The organism is Tenacibaculum caenipelagi (assembly GCF_004363005.1).
Taxonomy (GTDB): Bacteria; Bacteroidota; Bacteroidia; order Flavobacteriales; family Flavobacteriaceae; genus Polaribacter; species Polaribacter caenipelagi.
This window is the reverse complement of record NZ_SNYH01000002.1, coordinates 83,899-99,721: the sequence shown is the minus strand read 5'-3', so window position 1 is coordinate 99,721 and position 15,823 is coordinate 83,899. Positions and strand designations below refer to the sequence as shown.

The window sequence follows — 15,823 nt, the reverse complement described above, 5'->3', positions numbered from 1 at the left end:
TAAACAGCTGGCTTTTGTTTTAAAAACTCATACTTAGTTGAATACGTTTTCTTGAAATATCTACCTCTAAAACCTTAACCTGAACGTGTTGATGCAAGCTTACATGTTCATTTACATCTTTAACAAATGTGTCAGATAGATTGGATACATGAACTAAACCACTTTCTTTAATTCCAATATCCACAAAACAACCAAAATTGGTAATGTTATTTACAATCCCAGGAAGTACCATGCCTATTCGTAGATCATCTATTGTTTTAATATGTTCGTTAAAACTAAAAGCTTTGGCTTTTTCGCGAGGATCTAATCCTGGTTTTTCCAGTTCTTTTATAATGTCTTGTAGTGTTGGTAATCCGTAAGATTCGGTTACATATTGCTGTAGTTTAATTTGTTTTAAAACAGAAGAATTACCAATTAAGTCATCCACTTTAGTTCCCGCATCTTTTGCAATTTGTTTAACCAAAGTATAACGTTCTGGATGAACAGCAGAATCATCTAGTGGATTATCGCCGTTTTTAATTCGTAAGAATCCAGCAGATTGCTCAAATGCTTTTCCTCCTAAACGAGGGACTTTTTTAATGGCAGTTCTATTTGTAAAAGCACCATTTTCATTTCTGTAACTTACAATATTTTCAGCCAATTTAGGACCGATACCAGAAACATAGCTTAATAAGGAAGCACTAGCAGTATTAATATTAACTCCTACTTTGTTTACACAATGTTCTACTACAGTATCTAATGATTTTTTTAATTGTGTCTGGTCTACATCGTGCTGGTATTGTCCAACACCAATAGATTTTGCTTCAATCTTTACCAGTTCGGCTAAAGGATCTGCTAATCGACGCCCAATAGAAACTGTACCGCGAACAGTTACATCATAATTAGGAAACTCATCTCGTGCAATTTTAGAAGCTGAATAAATAGAGGCACCCGCCTCGCTTACTACAAATATTTCTACTGGATTTTTAAAATATACGCGTTTTACTAATTGTTCCGTTTCTCTAGAAGCAGTCCCATTACCTATAGCGATAGCTTCTATTTTATAAGCATCTGCTAAAGAACTAAGTTTATTCATTGCTTCTTTTGATTGATGCTGAGGTGCATGCGGAAAAATAGTTTCGTTATGTAATAAGTCTCCTTGTTCGTTTAAACAAACCACTTTACAACCAGTTCTAAATCCTGGGTCGATAGCTAAAATTCGTTTTTCACCCAATGGGGAACCTAACAGTAATTGCTGTAAGTTTTTAGCAAATACTTTAATGGCGCTTTCGTCTGCTTTTTCTTTAGCAATTGTTAAAGCTTCGTTTGATAGTGCAGGGAACAGCAAACGTTTGTATGCATCGGCAATAGCTAGTTCAATTTGTTCTGCACATTCATTATGTGAACGAATAATTCTGTCTTCCATTTTTTGAAGCGCTCGTTCGTCATCAATACTAACTTTTATGCGAATAAAACCTTCTTTTTCTGCACGTAAAATAGCTAACAATCGGTGAGAAGGAATTCGACTTAGATTTTCTTCCCAATCAAAATAATCTTTAAATTTTTGTGCAGCTTCGTCTTCTTTTTTTGTTTTAACGACTTTGGTTGCAATGGTCGCAAAACGTTCTAATTGATAACGAATGTTATTTCGAATATCAGTTCGTTCGTTAATCCATTCAGCAATAATATGGCGAGCACCTTCTAAGGCATCGTCTATTTGCTCTACTTCGTTCGAAAGGTATTTAGAAGCGGTAAATTCCAAATCGTTTACTCGCTGACTCATAATCATCTTTGCTAATGGTTCTAATCCATTTTTACGAGCCGTTTCTGCTTTGGTTTTACGTTTCTTTTTATACGGAAGATATAAATCTTCTAACGAGGTTAAATCTTCTGCTTTTTCAACCTTGTTTTTTAGTTCATCTGTTAAAACCTCTTGTTCTTCCAGAGCTTTTAAAATGGTGGTCTTACGCTTTTCTAAGGTTTCGAATTGTTCTTTGAATTGAACAATTTGACCAATTTCAACTTCATCTAAATTTCCTGTTTTTTCTTTTCGATAACGAGCAATAAAAGGAATGGTGCAATCTTCATTTAACAGTTCAATGGTGTTTTGAATAGCGACAGAAGAAAGGTTGGTATGAGAACCTATAAAGGATAGTAAATTCATAAAATAAAGCAAATATAAATTTTTATTTGAGGGTGTACAATCTATATGTTTTTAGACTATCTTTCGTAGTTAGTCTAATTTTAAATTTATTAATGCAAACAACTGTAAATGAATTGCATAAGCAACAGTATGAACGATTGATTACTGGCTTAATTTCCAACGAGTTTGGAGTTTGTGATAACTTTTTTTCTGCGGATATGATAGCAGGGCTTCGGAATAATTTGAAGCAACTTTATGAAGAAGGAATGATGTATAGAGCGGGTATTGGAAAAGACTCAGACTATACAAAAGACAAAGAGATAAGACGAGACGTTATTTGCTGGATTAACGAAAAAACTGAAGATGATCTAGAAAAAAAGTTTGTTCAAAAAATGAATGAGTTTGCTGAGTATCTAAACAAAACATGTTACACGAGTATCAATGCTTTTGAGTTTCATTATGCGTATTACGATATAGGTAGTTTTTACAAACGTCATGTCGATCAGTTTAAGAGCGATAACGGAAGGTTGTTTTCATTTGTTATGTACTTAAATGAGGACTGGAATGTTGATGATGGAGGGGAGTTAGTACTCTACACCAAAGAAAAAACAGAAACCATTTTACCTATTGGAGGTAGAGTTGCTTTTTTTAAGAGTGATGTAACTGAGCATGAGGTAAAAGTAGCGTTGATAAGACCTCGCTTAAGTATCGTAGGTTGGTTAAAGAATGTGTAAAATAAAAAACCTCGCAATTTGCGAGGTTTTTTATTTTATGAATATATGTTTTAAGCTATAAACTCTCCGTTGTTTACTTTTTCTGAAGGTTGCACAAAAGCTAATTTACCATCAGGAGTATCAGTCATTAAAATCATTCCTTGACTTTCTACGCCACGAATTTTTCTTGGTGCCAAATTACATAAAACAGTTACTTGCTGTCCAACAATATCTTCTGGTTTAAAGCTTTCAGCAATACCAGAAACGATTGTACGAACATCCATACCTACATCAACTTTTAGCTTTAATAACTTTTTAGCTTTAGCTACTTTTTCAGCTTCTAAAATAGTTCCAACACGCATGTCCATTTTGGTAAAATCATCAAACTCAATAGTGTCTTTTTGAGGTTCAACTACTTTGTTGGCAGCCTCATTTGCTTTTTTAGTTGCTTCTAATTTATCTAACTGTGCTTGAATAGTAGCATCTTCAATTTTAGAGAATAATAATTCAGCTTTATTTATTTGGTGGTCTTTAGCTAATAAAATATCTTTTTCAGCTACATCATTCCAGGTAAGCGTATTATCAATGTTTAAAATTGATTTTAACTTTGTTGAAGTAAATGGTAAAAATGGCTCTGATACTACTGCTAAGCCTGCTGCGATTTGTAACGCAACATTCATGATCGTTTTTGTGCGCTCTTCATCTTCTTTAATTACTTTCCAAGGCTCTTCATCTGCTAAATATTTATTACCCAAACGCGCTAAATTCATCATCTCTTGAGAAGCTTCTCTAAAACGATAACGCTCGATAGATTTCGCAATCACATCTGGGAATTGTTTTAATTGCTCTAAAGCATTTTCATCTGCTTCTGATAATTCACCAGCAGCAGGTACTAATCCGTTATAGTATTTGTTTGTTAGCACTACCACACGGTTGATAAAGTTTCCGAAAATGGCAACTAATTCATTATTATTTTTCGCCTGAAAATCTTTCCAAGTGAAATCATTATCTTTATTTTCAGGTGCGTTTGCTGTTAAAGTATAGCGTAATACATCTTGCTGATTAGGGAAGTCTTCTAAATACTCGTGTAACCAAACCGCCCAGTTTTTAGAGGTAGATAACTTATTTCCTTCTAAATTTAAAAACTCGTTTGCTGGTACATTTTCAGGTAAAATAAAATCTCCGTGTGCTTTTAGCATTGCAGGGAAAATAATACAGTGAAATACGATATTATCTTTACCGATAAAGTGTACTAATTTTGTGTCGTCTTTTTTCCAATAATCTTCCCAGTTTTTACCTTCACGCGCAGCCCATTCTTTGGTAGAAGAGATGTATCCGATAGGAGCATCAAACCAAACATATAATACTTTTCCGTCAGCACCTTCAACAGGAACTGGAATTCCCCAATCTAAATCACGAGTTACAGCACGAGGACGTAATCCGTCATCAATCCAAGATTTTACTTGACCTAATACGTTAGGCTTCCAATCGTTTTTATGTCCTTCTAAAATCCATTCGCGTAAAAAAGCTTCGTGTTTATCTAATGGTAAAAACCAGTGTTTGGTTTCTTTTAAAGTAGGTACATTTCCTGTAATTGCCGATTTAGGATTGATTAAATCGGTAGCATTATGGCTCGTCCCGCATTTTTCACATTGATCACCATAACTTTCTTCATTTCCACATTTTGGACAGGTACCAACAACAAAACGATCTGCTAAAAATTGATTAGCCTCTTCATCATACAATTGTTTGGTAACTTCTTCAATAAACTCACCATCGTTGTATAATTTGGTAAAGAAATCTGAAGCTGTTTTATGATGAATTTCTGCTGAGGTACGCGAGTAATTATCAAAAGAAATTCCGAAATCTTCAAACGATTTTTTTATGATTCCGTTGTATTTGTCAATGATAGCTTGTGGGGTAACACCTTCTTTTTTAGCACGCATAGGTATGGCAACTCCATGCTCATCAGAACCACAAATGTACGCCACGTCTTTTCCTTTTTGGCGTAAATAACGTGCATAAATATCTCCAGGAACATACACCCCTGCTAAATGACCGATGTGGATAGGTCCGTTTGTATAAGGTAATGCTGCTGTAATAGTATATCTCTTAGGTGTATTCATGAATTTTGTGCTAAAAATTAAACTGCAAAAGTACAAAAAAGCAATTTTTTAAACTGTTATAAATTGGGTACATTTACTAATTAGTACTTTTAGTTTCATAATATGAATACCATTATAGTTAGGCAAGCAGAAAAAGAAGAAATAGATTGGATTAATGCACAATACTTATCAATTGATTTTAAACCGTCTAATTTTGAAAATGAATACATAGTTATTGCAGAAATAGATGGGAAAAAGTGTGGTTTAGGACGATTGGTAAAAATAGATAAACAAAATACCGAATTAGGAGGTATTTATGTTTTTAATGATTATAGAGGATTGGGAGTAACTGATGTTATAGTTCAGTTTTTATGTAAAAACAATCCGTTTTTAAATACAATCGTTTGGTGTTTGCCTTTTGAAAACTTGCAAGATTTTTATGGTAAGTTTGGTTTTATTAAACAGAAATTAATACCGCCTAAAGAAATTGCAAAAAAACATGAATGGTGTAATACTAGCGGAATTTATTCAAAAAAAGTACTTTTACTATCTAAATCTTGTTATTCATGAGAAAAGAACTTTATTTTTTGCTGCTAATTTTTATAGGTTCAATGGTTAATGGTCAAAATTCAAATATGAAATTAATAACGCCACCGTATTTACAAAAGGGAGATACCATAGCAATGGTTGCTCCTGCTGGAATTTTAAAGAATAGAAAACAGGTAATTGATAAAGCTAAAGAATTAGTTGAAAGTTGGGGGTTAAAAGTAGTATATGGTAAACATCTATTTAATCAAAATGATCATTTTGCAGGCACCGATGAGGAGCGCTGCCAAGATTTTCAAGAAGCATTAGATAATCCTACTATTAAAGCGATTTGGAGTGCGAGAGGAGGATATGGTTCTGTAAGAATTATAGATCAGCTAGATTTTACGAAGTTTAAACAGCACCCAAAGTGGGTAATAGGATATTCTGATATTACAGCATTCCACAATCATATTCATAATTTAGGAGTTGAAACCTTGCATGCTATGATGGGTACAAGTATGGAAGAAAAACCTGAAGAAACAATACAGACAATAGCTACTTTTAAAAAGGCATTGTTTGGTGAAGAATTACGTTATGAAGTTTTGTCATCAAAAATGAATAGAGTAGGAGAAACCTCAGGAGAGTTAGTGGGGGGAAATATTGCTATTTTAGCTTCGATGTTAGGGTCGGATAGTCAAATTTCTACGGATGGGAAAATTCTGTTTATTGAAGAAATAGGAGAATATAAATATTCGATAGATAGAATGTTACAAAGCTTAAAACGTGCAGGATATTTTACAAAAGTTAAAGCGATTATTGTGGGTAATATGACTAAAGTTAAAAAAAATACGACTCCATGGGGAAGTTCGATAGAACAATTAATTTTAGATGTTGTTCCAAAAGATATTCCTGTACTATTTAATTTTCCTGCAGGTCATGAGCCTGATAATAGAGCCTTAATTATGGGAAGAAAGGTTTCTTTAAGTATACATAAAGACAACACTTCTACTGTTGCGTTTGACTAATTTATTCTTTAGACTTACGAGTGTTTATGCCAAATAAGGAATAAAGCGGGCAAAAGTTTATCAAACTGGTAACCAAAAATACAATTGCTAAAACCAACAGTACATTACCCAGTACTCCTGTAATAATATCAAAGTAAGACAAGCAGGCAATAATTAAAGCAATTAAAGTTCTAATAGCTTTATCGGTATTCCCCATATTTTTTTTCATGGTAAAAGTTTTTTAAATTACTCAAATTTAACATTTTAAATGGCAATACACAATGAACTTGGTAAAAAAGGAGAAGAATTAGCTATAGAATATTTGATTGAAAAAGGATATTCAATAGTTGAAAAAAACTACCGTTTTTTAAAAGCTGAGGTTGATATTATTACTATGAAAGGAAATGAATTAATAGCGGTTGAAGTTAAAACCCGTACGACAGCTTATTATGGAAATCCGCAAGATTTTGTAAACCCTAAGAAAATAAACCTCTTAGTTTCTGCAATTGATAATTATGTTAATCAACGTGATTTAGATGTAGAAATTCGATTTGACATAGTAGCTATTTTAAAAGAGAACAACACATATGTAATTGAGCATATTGAGAATGCATTTTTGTATTTCTAAAAAAATAAAAAGCTCAACAAAATTTGTTGAGCTTTTTTAATTTGTCTGGATTAAGACCTAGTTGTTTTCAAAATATTTTTGAACATCTTGAACATGATCAGGCATCGCTATAATTCTTTTTTCTCTGTCTAGTACAAAATAAGATGGTGTTCCTAGCAAATTATATTTCTTTACCGTTTCGTTATCAAACTTATATTCTGGGTGAGTTCCTACTGCATTATGCCATTCTGGTAAGTCTTTTACAAACTCAGTCCATTCAGTTTCGTCATTTTCAATACCAAATGAAACTACAGAAACTTCTTTATGAGTTTTCATGTATTTATAAAGCTCAGGAATCTCTTTTAGACAGTGAGGACAACCTGTACTCCAAAACACTAATAAATATTTGTTTCCGTCATTTAAAGTAGATAATTTTTGGTCTTCATTGTTCTCTTTCCATGAAAAATCAGGAGCAACTCTACCTACAGTTGCAAGTAAAATACCTAGTTTTTCTTTTTTAAATTCAGCATCTTGATCTTCAGTAGGAAGGTCGTCGTAGTATTCAGAGAACATCCAGTCTACGGCAGGTCCGTTACGTTTGTCGGTAAGTGTACTAATTAAGTAATAGATAACTGCTTTTTCTAATTTATCAGAAGAGATTTTTTTCATTACATCAGTAATTGACTCTTTTATCAATTTCTGTTGCATTTCTTTATCTTCAGAATAGTTTAAATAGAAAACGTAATCATTAATTTTATCAATTAAAAAAGAAGAATTAAATAAAGCTTCATTTTTAAAATCGATATACTTAAAAAAGTTATCAGATGTAGCTGATAAATAATCTTGAATATTGTCATGAATATTATAAGAGTTGTAACGACGAGAAGCTTTAATGAAGTTGTTTACTAACATTCCTTCAGATTTATTTTCATAAGCTTCTTGAACATCTTCAAGCTCCTTAATTTCTTTCTTATATGCTTTTTTAGCATCTCTCGAATCTGTTTCGATGTATGCAGCTTGGGCAGAGTCTATTTTCTTTTGAATCTTATTAATAGCTTGTTTATATTCACTATATAATTTATTCTCTCTAGAACTTGTAAAAAGCAATGATTGCTCTGGAAATTTAGGATTGAAAACAAATTCAACATTTTCTTTGTTAAAGAAGAAATCAACAAATCCTGCACCAGTGTTTCTGTAGGTTGCTCTATAAGCTCCAGCTTCTGCTGTATTTGGCAATTCAAAGCTAAATTTACCTAGTATTTGTTTTTCACCACCAATAATTACTGTGTCATGCTTAATGGTTGTATCTTTTATATACTTTTGCTTGGCACCTTCAATTTTATAAAGAATTACCCAGTCACTTTTTTCTGGAGGGGTTATGGTACCTTTAATAGTATATTGAGCACTAACGATAGATGTAGTAAATATTAATAGAGCCAGTAATTTTTTCATCATGATATTTTAAAGGGTTATTAATAAGGTTTTAAAACTAGTCATTTACAAACTTCTTTCCAAGAAGTATACCACTTTTATTTTTTTCTAAAATTAAAACCTTTTTTTAGTTGTTTGATATTTGTTTGTTATGAAATGTTGTGGTTTTTGTAATGTTTTTAATTCAGAATTTGAAAAAACAAAATTGTTAAAAAAAGTTTATTCCTTCAAAATAGTTAATAATTGCTTCTTTCATTAATACGGTTTGCTCACCTGGTTTTAAACTAGGTAACTCAGTTATTGTTTTATAATGTGGCCAACCATCATCATCAAAAAAGTCAAATTCATAATAACCATAAGGTTCCAATAGTTTACATATGGCGATATGCATTAAATTGACTTTTTCGTCTTTTTTAAATTTTCGATGCCCTTGCCCCAATTCTTGAACGCCAATTAAATAAATAATTCCATCAATGGTTAATTCATCACCATCAGCAAACTGATGCGATAATTGGGCTATCACAAAATCCCATTTTTCTTTTAAGTTAGTTTTTTCGGTCATTTGTACTTTTTGAAAAAGCAAAGATATGAATGAGTTGTGTATATTTACACGGAAGAATTAAATAACTATGAATACTTTCGATATTATTATAACAGCCTTGTTATTGTTTGGTTTTGTTCGCGGATTAATGAAAGGGTTGTTTGTTGAAGTTGCCTCTTTGGTGGCTTTAGTGGCTGGAGTTTATGGAGCAATACATTTTTCGTATTTTATAGGAGATTGGTTAAAAGATAGTGTAAACTGGGAAGAGAAATATATCTCTCTAGCAGCTTTTGCAGGAACTTTTGTAGTAATAATTGTAGTGATTGCTTTGCTAGGTAAAATCTTAACGAAGATAGCTGATTTTGCTTCACTAGGAATTTTAAATAAGATTTTAGGAGGTGTTTTTGGAGCTTTAAAAATAGGATTAATTTTAAGTGTGATTTTTATTTTCTTTGGAAAAATGAACGATACAATTCCGTTTGTAAAGCAACAAAGTTTAGAAGAGTCTATTTTATATAAACCTGTAAAAAAGATTGCACCGACTATTTTTCCATCCATTATTAAAGATGGAGAAGATGAAGACAGTAAGCAAGAGTCGGAAACTACTGCATAAAAAACAAAAACGGATGAAGAAATTCATCCGTTTTTATTTTTAATTAAATTAGAAGTTAATCTAAATGATATATTTCCATAATGTCTTCTAAGATATGTTCAAAATCGATATTCAAATCGATTAGCCCGCCTGTTTTAATATCAAATACCCAACCATATACTTTCAATCCTCTATCTCTGTAAGCTTTTTGTACAGCGGCGGTTTTAATTAAGTTAACACATTGTTCTTGCACATTTAAATCAACTAATCGATCATAACGAGCTTCTTCATCTTCAATTTTGTTTAATTCTTCTTTATGTAAGCGGTATACATCTCTAATATAGCGTAACCAAGGATTTAACAAGCCTAAATCTGCAGATTGCATGGCAGCTTTAACACCACCACATGAATAATGTCCACAAACTACAATATGATTTACTTTCAAATGTTCTACAGCATATTCAATTACCGATGCTGAATTTAAATCGATAGCAGGAACCATATTAGCTATGTTTCTATGAACAAAAACTTCACCAGGTTTTAATCCCATCAAGTTTTCTACAGAAACTCTACTGTCTGAACATCCGATGTATAAAAAATTTGGGCTCTGACCCTCATTTAATTTTTTAAAGTAATCGGGATTAATGGATAGTTTTTCTTGCACCCATTTTTTATTGTTTTCAAATATTTTTGATAAATCCATAATAGGAAGTGTTTATTGGGTTGAGCCATTTACATTTTGTTTAATCCATTCTAAACAATTAGAGAAAGAATCAAAAATATGTTCTTTAGAAATTAGGTCAGGAATTATATCAATACGTTCCATCATATAACGTGGTTGTTTTAATACATCTACTAATAAAACAGTAATTCCATTTTTCTCTAAATCAACCAATATATCTTCTAAAGTGTATAAACCAGATTGATCTATGTATTGCATTCTATCCATACGAATAATTACATGTGAAGCAGTAGCAGGAATTTGTTTTGCTAATGCTTGAAAGTTACTAGTTGAACCAAAAAATAATGGTCCTTTAACATGTTTTATAAATACTTTTTCAGAAAATTCTTTAGGGAAATTTTTTTCATCCGCCCAAGGTTCCTCTTTTAGAGATTTTAAGTTAGAGCGTTCAGCTGTTAAATCACCAATTTTTTTCATAAACATTAGAGAGGCTATTACTAAACCGATACCAACTGCGTAAACTAAATTCCAAAAAGTTGATAGAATTAACACAACGAGCATAATAATAACTTCTGAACTTACTTTAAATGGACCTATTTTGGCATCTCTTGGTAGGTTAGGAATAGCTTTTAGCCCTTTGTAATCCATTACACCTATACCTACAGTAATCAGGATACCAGCCAGTACAGCAGCGGGAATTTTTGATGCAATAGGTCCTAAACCTAATAAAATAATTAAAAGCATAACACCAGCAACCATTCCAGATAACTTAGTTTTACCACCAGAATTAATGTTTACTACTGTACGTATAGTTGCTCCTGCACCAGGGATACCACCAAAAACAGCAGCGATACTGTTTCCTATACCTTGACCAACTAATTCTTTATTGGGTTTGTGTTTAGTCTTAGTCATATTATCAGCAACTACAGAAGTTAATAGGGAGTCAATGGCTCCTAATAAGGCTAAAGTTAAAGCTGTAAAAATGTATGGGGTAATACTTGTTAAGCTAAATTGTGAAAAGATTTTCATATTTGGAATAGGAAAGCCTCCAGGAATTTCTTCTATAGGACGGTAGTTTAGTCCAAAAGCTAAAGCTATACCCGACATGACAACTAAAGCGACTAATGTACTAGGTATTGTTGTAGTAATTCGTTTAAATCCGTAAATAATAAAGATAGTACCTAAAGCTAAAATTAACTCCAGCCAATTTATATTTTTTAATGCTCGTGGTAATACTTTAAAAGTACCTAAAACACCTGAAGCTTCTTTTCCTGCAATGGTTTTACTCTCTTTTAAAATATCTGCTTGAGTAGTAGCTTCTGCTCTTTTTACAGTCTCTTTAAAATCTTCAAGCACTAAGATGCCTTCTCCGGCTTCTTCTTTTAAGATATTTTCTAGAATTAATTCTTCTGCTTGAGGTTTAAATTGCTCGACAAATTGAGTGTCTTCTTTAGCATAATAACCTACAGCTGGAAGAATTTGAGTAACCAAAATAATTACTCCAATAGCAGTCATAAAACCTGATACTACAGGGTAAGGAATATAACGGATATATTTACCTAAACCTAAAAGGCCTAACCCAATCTGAATTAAACCAGCAAGTAAAAAGACAGTTAGAATTGCTGGTAAAGCTTTGTTAATATCGCCATCATTTGTAGCCAAAATTCCTGCTATGACTACCATACTTACAGCTGTCATAGGTGCAGTTGGTCCAGATATTTGGGTGTCAGTACCACCAAATAAAGCAGCGAAAAAGGCAATAAAAATAGCACCGTATAACCCTGCGCTAGGGCCTAAACCAGAAGAAACCCCAAAGGCTAATGCTAGAGGTAAAGCAACAATTCCTGCTGTAATACCACCGAATAAATCACCCTTAAAGTTTGAGAATAGTTTTTTCATAAATCAATTAATATATAGAACTACTAAGATAGTTATTATAGCGTAAAAAAAAAGAGAATCAAGGTTTGTTTACCTTAGATTCTCTTTAAAGTTGAAAACAACAATTTCGTTTATTCAAAGAAAGTTACAGCACCATCTTTAATATTATACATGGCCCCTACAATCATTATTTCTCCACTTTTATGCATGTCTGCTAGTACATCACTTTCTTGTAAAATTCTATTAATAGTAAGTTTTACATTTTTTTCAGCAACTGTATCTACAAATTCTAGATTTGAAGAGTTTCTTAAGCTTGTATCTTTTGGTTCAGTAACAGCTTCTACAGCTGGCTTAATTTTACGTAACATGTTTGTTAAATTTCCTAGCTCGGCATTATCACAAGCTCCTTTAACAGCTCCACAACTTGTATGACCTAAAACTACGATTAATTTTGTGCCAGCAAGCTTACAAGCAAACTCCATACTACCTAGTATATCTTCGTTTACGAAATTTCCGGCAATTCTTACACTAAAAATATCTCCTAACCCTTGGTCAAAAACCAACTCTGAAGAAACTCTAGAATCAATACAACTTAAAATAGTTGCGAACGGGAATTGACCGTCTCTAGTATCGTTTACTTGTTCTAATAAGTTACGATTAGCTTTTAAATTGTTTTGAAATCTTTGATTCCCTTCTTTTAGATATTGTAATGACTTTTGCGGAGTCATTGTAGCTTGTGTTTCTTTAGTATGTGCTTTCATAATGTATGTTTTATTAAGGTTGTTATTTTAAATAGACGTAACTAATAGTGATGTTTTTAAATTATTAATCACTGCTTTAATGTCAGATTTAGTTAATGAGTTTTTATCCTTTCTTCTGTTAATATGTAGAAGGTGAATTTTGTTTTTTAATAAATAACTTGAAAGGTTTTTAATTGTATTGTTATTCTGATCAAAAACATAATCTACTGATTCTTCATTTAGAGAATTTTGTATGTTGTTTGCACTGCCTTGGTTTTTAGCAATGTTAAAAGATACTAATGGCTCTGTTGTATTTGCTAGAATTTTTTTTGTGAAACTTTCATTTAATGAGTCTTTATTACTATTTAATAAACCTAAAGTAAAGGGTTTATAAGGTTCTAGACTATTATTGTTTTCTGCAATAAAAATTGTACTAGTGTATCTTTTTAAAATAAAATCAGTAAGGTTATCACCAGTAATATTAAACATAGTCGATTTTCTTTTTCCTAAAACAATAATATCTGGTGTGTTTTCCTTTATGTACTGATCTATTTCATTTTTAATATTGCCAAAAGAAAATTTATAGTTTATCGATACTCCGTATTCTTCTGTAAAAGGAGATATAAAATTCTGAATTTTCTTACTGATGGTATTGTATTCTTTATTTATAGTGCGCATTGCCGATAACTGACTCTCTTCTTTAACAACATCAGTTGGTTTTTTTACATGAAAAAAAGTGATGTTACCTTGAGTCATTTTTGCAATACTAACAGCACTTCTGAGAGTACTGTTAGTTGAACTTTTCATATCGGAAAGCACTAGTATTTTATAATTACTTTGCTTCATGGTGTTCAGTTTTAGGCAGCTTTTGGTCTTAACTTAAAGAATTGAATGAAACTGTCTGGGTTTTCTACAACACCACGCTCAGAAATAAGTTTAATATTGATATTTCTTTCTTTTGCTTTGAAGGCAAAGTCTTCTAGTATTTCAACAATATCGTTGTCTAAATATCTAGTTTTTCTTACGTCTAATTCTAAATACGTGTCTCTTGGTAAGTTGTCTAATTCTTTTAAAATGGCACCTTTGTTAAAGAAAGTTACTTCTTCTGCAAGTGTCATTTTTATTTTGTGTAAACCGTTACTCTTATCTTCAATATGTAAGAAGTGAGAGTTTTGGTAACTTTTAATTAAGATAACGATTACACCAACAGCCAACCCTAATGAGATACCGGTTAGTAAATCGGTAAAAACAATACCAGCTACAGTTACAATGAAAGGGACAAATTGTTTTCGTCCTAAGGCATACATTTGTTTAAAAAGACTAGGCTTTGCTAACTTGTAGCCTACTACTAGCAAAATTGAGGCTAGTATTGATAAAGGAATTTTGTTTAATAACCTAGGAATTAAAATAACAGAGATTAATAAAAGAAAACCGTGTAAAATAGCAGACATTTTACTTTTTCCTCCAGATTGTACGTTAGCAGAACTTCTAACAATTACTTGAGTAATTGGTAAACCTCCAATTAATCCCGATATAATATTACCAGTACCTTGTGCTAATAACTCTCTGTTAGTTGGCGTGATATTTTTATCAGGATCTATTTTATCAGTAGCCTCTACACAAAGTAAGGTTTCTAAACTAGCTACTAAGGCAATAGTAAAAGCCGTAATCCAAACTTCAGGACTTGTAATTGCACTAAAGTTAGGAAATGTAAATTGCTCCATAAACGATGCTGCACTTTCAGGAATAGGTACACTTACCAAATGAGAAGCCTGTATTGATAGTACTTCGTTTCCTTGAGTTAACACAAAAAAGATAATACCAATTACAACTGCTACTAAAGGTCCTTGAATTAAATGGAATATTTTCCCTTTTTTGCTAAGAACTTTATCCCAAAGAATTAAAATAGCCAGCCCAATAAAACCTATAAGCATTGAGCCTATAGTAATATGATCCGTAATGTGTAAAATAGCAGAAAAGGTATTTTCTCCTGAGGTTTCAATAAAACTATCGGCACCTTCTGGTTCTGCATCATACCCAAAGAAATGAGGGATTTGTTTTAAAATGATAATGATACCAATACCAGTTAACATCCCTTTAATAACAGAAGATGGAAAGTAATAACCAATAACTCCTGCTTTAAGAACTCCAAAAAGTATTTGAATAATACCTCCTAATACAACAGCTACTAGAAAGTTTTCGTAACCTCCTAAAGAACTAATAGCGGTTAAAACAATAGCAGCTAAACCAGCTGCGGGACCACTAACTCCTATTTTAGAACCACTTAAGGCTCCAACAACAATTCCTCCTATAATTCCTGCTATTACACCTGAAAAAAGAGGTGCGCCACTTGCTAGTGCAATACCTAAACATAAAGGTAATGCGACAAAAAATACGACAATACTTGCGGGTAAGTCGCTTTTAATATTTTTAAACATGATATATGCGTTTCTACACCCTAAATGAATATTTAGAGTATTGATTTAAATAATTGATTTTGATACTAAATAATTTGAAAAACTAAATAGTAAAAAACTCAGGAGGTGGGGTTAGAATTTTAGGATATTGAGAAACGTAATTTTTCGATTGAAAACGTACGTTTTTCTTTTTTTGAATCCTGTAATATAAAAATGAAGAATTGTTGTTGTTTTCTATAGGATGAATTGTCATCTCCAACCCTTTTATTTCTTTAGTGTTCTCTTCTTCCTCATTTAAGCTTAAAAAAATAGTAAGGTCTTGATTTTTGTCCATCAAAGTAACTACCGTAGGTGTAACAATAATACTTGCGAATAGAACAATAAAAAAGATGGCTGCTTTAGACTTCAAGAGAGAGATTTATAAGTTCGATGGGCGAAAGTAACTAATTTTTTACACTTTAAA

General features: G+C 32.0%; 16 protein-coding genes. 5 read left to right on the top strand and 11 right to left on the bottom strand.

Annotated elements, in window-relative coordinates:
* Positions 1-19: 19 nt before the first annotated feature.
* The gene (locus DFQ07_RS03960) at positions 20-2,143 is read right to left on the bottom strand and encodes a Tex family protein (protein WP_133534986.1); all 2,124 of its coding nucleotides are present in this window, start codon (positions 2,141-2,143) and stop codon (positions 20-22) included.
* A gap of 92 nt (positions 2,144-2,235) precedes the next feature.
* Here DFQ07_RS03960 and DFQ07_RS03955 point away from each other — a divergent pair, with 92 nt between their 5' ends.
* Positions 2,236-2,856, top strand: a complete 621-nt coding sequence (locus DFQ07_RS03955; protein WP_133534985.1) for a 2OG-Fe(II) oxygenase — start codon at positions 2,236-2,238, stop codon at positions 2,854-2,856.
* Between the two features lie 50 nt (positions 2,857-2,906).
* On the opposite strand, the gene metG is transcribed toward DFQ07_RS03955, so the two are convergent.
* The gene (gene metG / locus DFQ07_RS03950) at positions 2,907-4,961 is read right to left on the bottom strand and encodes a methionine--tRNA ligase (RefSeq protein WP_133534984.1); all 2,055 of its coding nucleotides are present in this window, start codon (positions 4,959-4,961) and stop codon (positions 2,907-2,909) included.
* Between the two features lie 102 nt (positions 4,962-5,063).
* Here metG and DFQ07_RS03945 point away from each other — a divergent pair, with 102 nt between their 5' ends.
* Both DFQ07_RS03945 and DFQ07_RS03940 read left to right on the top strand, forming a co-directional pair.
* Positions 5,064-5,510, top strand: coding sequence for a GNAT family N-acetyltransferase (locus DFQ07_RS03945; protein ID WP_133534983.1), 447 nt, complete (start codon positions 5,064-5,066; stop codon positions 5,508-5,510).
* Between the two features lie 65 nt (positions 5,511-5,575).
* Entirely contained in the window at positions 5,576-6,493 is a 918-nt protein-coding gene (locus tag DFQ07_RS03940) for a S66 peptidase family protein (RefSeq protein WP_243743929.1), read from the top strand.
* Between the two features lies 1 nt (position 6,494).
* Here the strand turns inward: DFQ07_RS03940 and DFQ07_RS03935 are convergent, their stop codons facing one another.
* Positions 6,495-6,701 (bottom strand): YgaP family membrane protein, encoded by a 207-nt coding sequence (locus DFQ07_RS03935; RefSeq protein ID WP_133534981.1) that lies wholly within the window; start codon positions 6,699-6,701, stop codon positions 6,495-6,497.
* A 39-nt stretch (positions 6,702-6,740) separates the two neighbouring features.
* Here DFQ07_RS03935 and DFQ07_RS03930 point away from each other — a divergent pair, with 39 nt between their 5' ends.
* Positions 6,741-7,100, top strand: a complete 360-nt coding sequence (locus DFQ07_RS03930) for a YraN family protein (protein WP_133534980.1) — start codon at positions 6,741-6,743, stop codon at positions 7,098-7,100.
* 57 nt (positions 7,101-7,157) lie between these two features.
* Here DFQ07_RS03930 and DFQ07_RS03925 read toward each other — a convergent pair whose 3' ends face one another.
* Positions 7,158-8,531 (bottom strand): TlpA family protein disulfide reductase, encoded by a 1,374-nt coding sequence (locus DFQ07_RS03925; protein ID WP_166627716.1) that lies wholly within the window; start codon positions 8,529-8,531, stop codon positions 7,158-7,160.
* 187 nt (positions 8,532-8,718) lie between these two features.
* Positions 8,719-9,072, bottom strand: coding sequence for a hypothetical protein (locus tag DFQ07_RS03920; RefSeq protein ID WP_133534978.1), 354 nt, complete (start codon positions 9,070-9,072; stop codon positions 8,719-8,721).
* Positions 9,073-9,139: 67 nt separating this feature from the next.
* Between DFQ07_RS03920 and DFQ07_RS03915 the strand changes: the two genes are divergently transcribed.
* Positions 9,140-9,664: a CvpA family protein gene (locus DFQ07_RS03915; RefSeq protein WP_133534977.1), complete on the top strand. Its 525-nt coding sequence runs from the start codon at positions 9,140-9,142 to the stop codon at positions 9,662-9,664.
* 55 nt (positions 9,665-9,719) lie between these two features.
* Here the strand turns inward: DFQ07_RS03915 and DFQ07_RS03910 are convergent, their stop codons facing one another.
* From DFQ07_RS03910 to DFQ07_RS03885, 6 genes are all read right to left on the bottom strand, one after another.
* A complete protein-coding gene (locus DFQ07_RS03910; RefSeq protein ID WP_133534976.1) occupies positions 9,720-10,346 on the bottom strand; it encodes a carbonic anhydrase in 627 nt (208 codons plus the stop codon).
* Between the two features lie 12 nt (positions 10,347-10,358).
* Positions 10,359-12,224 carry a SulP family inorganic anion transporter gene (locus DFQ07_RS03905; protein ID WP_133534975.1) on the bottom strand — a complete coding sequence of 622 codons (1,866 nt, stop codon included), beginning with the start codon at positions 12,222-12,224 and terminating at the stop codon, positions 10,359-10,361.
* 110 nt (positions 12,225-12,334) lie between these two features.
* The gene (locus tag DFQ07_RS03900; RefSeq protein ID WP_133534974.1) at positions 12,335-12,964 is read right to left on the bottom strand and encodes a carbonic anhydrase family protein; all 630 of its coding nucleotides are present in this window, start codon (positions 12,962-12,964) and stop codon (positions 12,335-12,337) included.
* A 27-nt stretch (positions 12,965-12,991) separates the two neighbouring features.
* Positions 12,992-13,789, bottom strand: a complete 798-nt coding sequence (locus DFQ07_RS03895) for a universal stress protein (RefSeq protein WP_133534973.1) — start codon at positions 13,787-13,789, stop codon at positions 12,992-12,994.
* Between the two features lie 11 nt (positions 13,790-13,800).
* A complete protein-coding gene (locus DFQ07_RS03890; RefSeq protein ID WP_133534972.1) occupies positions 13,801-15,381 on the bottom strand; it encodes a SulP family inorganic anion transporter in 1,581 nt (526 codons plus the stop codon).
* A gap of 82 nt (positions 15,382-15,463) precedes the next feature.
* Positions 15,464-15,769, bottom strand: coding sequence for a hypothetical protein (locus tag DFQ07_RS03885; protein WP_133534971.1), 306 nt, complete (start codon positions 15,767-15,769; stop codon positions 15,464-15,466).
* Positions 15,770-15,823: the final 54 nt, after the last annotated feature.